This window comes from Halorubrum cibi (genome assembly GCF_900182635.1).
GTDB classification, from domain to species: domain Archaea; phylum Halobacteriota; class Halobacteria; order Halobacteriales; family Haloferacaceae; genus Halorubrum; species Halorubrum cibi.
Genome location: NZ_FXTD01000025.1, coordinates 1 through 3220 on the forward strand (window position 1 = coordinate 1; position 3220 = coordinate 3220).

Genomic DNA, 3220 nt, shown 5'->3' on the forward strand with positions numbered 1-3220 from the left:
ATCTCGTCTAAACAGCCGCCGAGGCGGGCGTTTTCGGGCATAGATCACTTTGAAAACGCACCGCCTCACCTTTCAATCCTTATCTGAACACCGCCGTCATAGTGATAGCTATGTAATAGAGACCGATATAATAAATATCCTTCAACGATGGAATCGACATAATGTATACGATCCTATCGACGTATCCACCTCACGCTAGCGGTAATGTCGGCGATAAACTACTAGAGGAGCAAGTTCAAAATCTAATACAAAAAGAAACAGGCGTTGATGAGTTCAATATACTTCATCGGGAACAAGATCTCTCATCTCAAGTAGACAAAATAAACGAATCAGATGCCATTATTCTCCCAGCTTTCGCAATCCGGGAGCCGATTCATCCAAACACATACTCCCTGACAGAGGATTTGGATTCGATAGAAGTTCCAATAATACCACTCGCAGCAAATTGGTCACACTATCCAGGAGATAAAATCGACAATGAATCACTCGAATACAAGCCAGAAACAGTCTCATTCATTAGTCGTTTAGATAATCAACCTGCGCTCGATCGACTCACGACTCGAGATATATTCACAAAACGAATCTTGGAACGACACGGTTTCAACGACGTGACGTTAGTTGGTGATCTCGGGTGGTATCATGATGACTATATGGGAGAGCCGATGCGTACTCCGGACTCCATCGATCACATCGTGATGACGACTCCTCATAACGCTCATTATCTCAGACAGGCGGAAGCGTTGATGGATATGCTCATTTCTGAATTCCCAGATGCTAAAATAACCTGCTCGTTCCACAGTTCGCTATCGGCCTCAGACAAGGAAATACGGGCACGAGCCGAAGAGCGTGGATTCGATATCGTACTGGCAAGCCATAACACGGATAACATCGAGTTCTATGACGACTGTGACCTTCACGTTGGATATCGGCTCCATGGCCACATCAGCTTCCTTCGACGCCGCCTACCGTCGGTCTTGATAGGAGAGGACGGTCGTGGAAATGGATTTAATGCGACGCTCGGTGTCGGTAATTTCCAGGCAACAAAGCGTCGACTCAGTTATCGATCCGGCTCGCTGGTTAATCGTTTTGCTAGTACGCTACCAGGTGCGGGAATCCGGCAAATCCTCGAGACGACTCGATATACGAATTCGTTCAAAAGGATCATCGCACCTGCGGATATGAGCGTCCCAAATCGGATCCAGAAGTTCCTCCACGAACAGATAGAGAATGATTTCTCAGATTATGACGCTGTTCCCGAACTTTTCGATAGCACTTATAAAAATTCAATGAAACCATTCCTGAAAACACTTCCCCGTTGATTGTAGAGCTAACATCGATTACGGGAACATCATTCTTATTGTTTTATACTTAAAGCGGCAGTTTGGAATCTCATCATATACTTATGTCTATTTAATTACTCAATAAAATTAGAATTCGTTATGAGAGAGATCAGTTACTGGGTGTGTATGAGGTATTCACCAATACACGAGTATGCCCCTTCTCTTGGGGAGTACCGCGATGGTATCCCGCTTGATTGGCGACGATCAACGTTCCTTTGGGAGCAGTACAGTAGATCGCCTCATCTTCGTCGTAGAAGACCGCATCGGTCGAGGGATCACCCTTCACATTATTTACCAGAGATGTTGATTTTTGCTTCACAGTAGACGTCTTGTGTGTTCCCGGAATGTACGAAAATGGACCGTAGCTTTTGTCCGAAACGTCGGTCAGGTAGACGAATGCCTTGAACTGCCCACTGTACGTATCGGCGTGGAAATCACGTGTATCGGTTACTTCCCTATTATAATAGACATTGATGTTATCCGGTGAGAACGGTTCGGAGGATGCCTCATTAATGAGTTTATTGATCCCTGAATCGGTCTTGATATCATCAACTGCTTGGATATCGAGATCAATATTAAAAATGTCCAACATACCATCGTCGTTTTCACCAGATCGTTCGTTGACAACGACTTCGTCACGGCCTGCGAGCTCACTGTAACCAACACTTCCTGTTTCCCAAGCAACTGAGTCACGCTCGAGTAATTCGTCGATCTCGTTTTTCAGAGCGTCACACTTCTCAGCCGACAGATAGTCGTCAATGATCACGATTCCCTGCTCTTCGAGTTCGTTGATCTGGCTCTGGGAAGGCGTGAATGCCATGTAGCACGGATCAGATGGTAAATAAATAAACGCTTCGACTATTCCAAAACCAACATATTGCCTCCGTTAGACAGGATTATTATCGGAGATACTTATACACACGCTGAATGATTCTAGATTTTCTATAAATCTTCTGCGCAGGATCATAGAGACCACTTGACTTTAGAAATGATACCATTCGCGGGGTCTGCTCTGACGCAGGTGTTGGGAGTTTAATAGAAGAAGGATCTATCTCAGTCCCGCGGGCACTTCGATCGAACAACTCCTCGGCAATGTCTTCTTCAGGATCCTCTGTCGTGATTACCTGCTCAACTTCATCCATACTACGTAATTGTTCTAAAAATGCTCCAAACGAACACTGGAATGCGTTCTTGTTCGGTGTATTCATTCCATGATGGCGAGCAATTCTAATGTCAAGATTATCGAAAAAGAATTTCTCATCACAGAACGATTCGTCAAGTTCTTCGAATACAGCTTCAAGATCAGATTTTAAATTCTCTGTTGAGTGTGTTATTGAGAATAATTCACTCACAGCACTTAGATCCGGTGTGTCTTTCCGACAGGCTTCAACAGCACTCTCGATTTTCTCAGGAATATCATTATAGCTCTCTGCCTCATAATAGTACGGTGGGTTTCTAATTCCTTTCTCATCTAGATCTGGATGGTACATATTCAACCCGACAACAGGCATTTCCGACGCCCACGCATAGCCAATATTCCGAGCTCGCCCACACTCGGCGTCCGAAGGATGGACGTACACTCTTGAACTTTTATAGAATTCGGATAATGTCTCACGGTCAAATGGAAACGGTAGATCGTGATATAGTGGTAAATAAGTAAATCGATTACGTTCCTCTTTAGTGAACATATTGAGATACATTTGTGTAGGATTGGGTGGGACCCGCTCATTCGTTTTTTCAGGAACAGTAACAACCAAAAGGACACGATAGTTACGACCTTGAGCGAACTGCTCTGTTGAAGAGCGACCTTATCAGCCGATACCACGGGTTTAGAAGGGTGAAGCCGAGGAAATCGAACCAGACATGGAAATCGACATCCT

The 3220-nt window shown here is 44.6% G+C and carries 3 protein-coding genes; 1 reads left to right on the plus strand and 2 read right to left on the minus strand.

From position 1 onward, the window contains the following. The first annotated feature begins 161 nt into the window (after positions 1-161). Positions 162-1319 (plus strand): polysaccharide pyruvyl transferase family protein, encoded by a 1158-nt coding sequence (locus FN829_RS15640; RefSeq protein ID WP_142987853.1) that lies wholly within the window; start codon positions 162-164, stop codon positions 1317-1319. Positions 1320-1449: 130 nt separating this feature from the next. Here the strand turns inward: FN829_RS15640 and FN829_RS15645 are convergent, their stop codons facing one another. After that, positions 1450-2160: a phytanoyl-CoA dioxygenase family protein gene (locus tag FN829_RS15645; RefSeq protein WP_142987854.1), complete on the minus strand. Its 711-nt coding sequence runs from the start codon at positions 2158-2160 to the stop codon at positions 1450-1452. 79 nt (positions 2161-2239) lie between these two features. Then, complete coding sequence (locus FN829_RS15650; protein WP_142987855.1) at positions 2240-2830, minus strand: hypothetical protein; 591 nt, start codon at positions 2828-2830, stop codon at positions 2240-2242. Positions 2831-3220: the final 390 nt, after the last annotated feature.

Excerpts from the sequence above, each read along its gene's own strand:
- FN829_RS15645 (WP_142987854.1), bottom strand. The coding sequence starts at position 2,160 with ATGGCATTCACGCCTTCCCAGAGCCAGATCAACGAACTCGAAGAGCAG.
- FN829_RS15650 (WP_142987855.1), bottom strand. The coding sequence starts at position 2,830 with ATGTACCATCCAGATCTAGATGAGAAAGGAATTAGAAACCCACCGTAC.
- FN829_RS15640 (WP_142987853.1), top strand. The coding sequence starts at position 162 with ATGTATACGATCCTATCGACGTATCCACCTCACGCTAGCGGTAATGTC.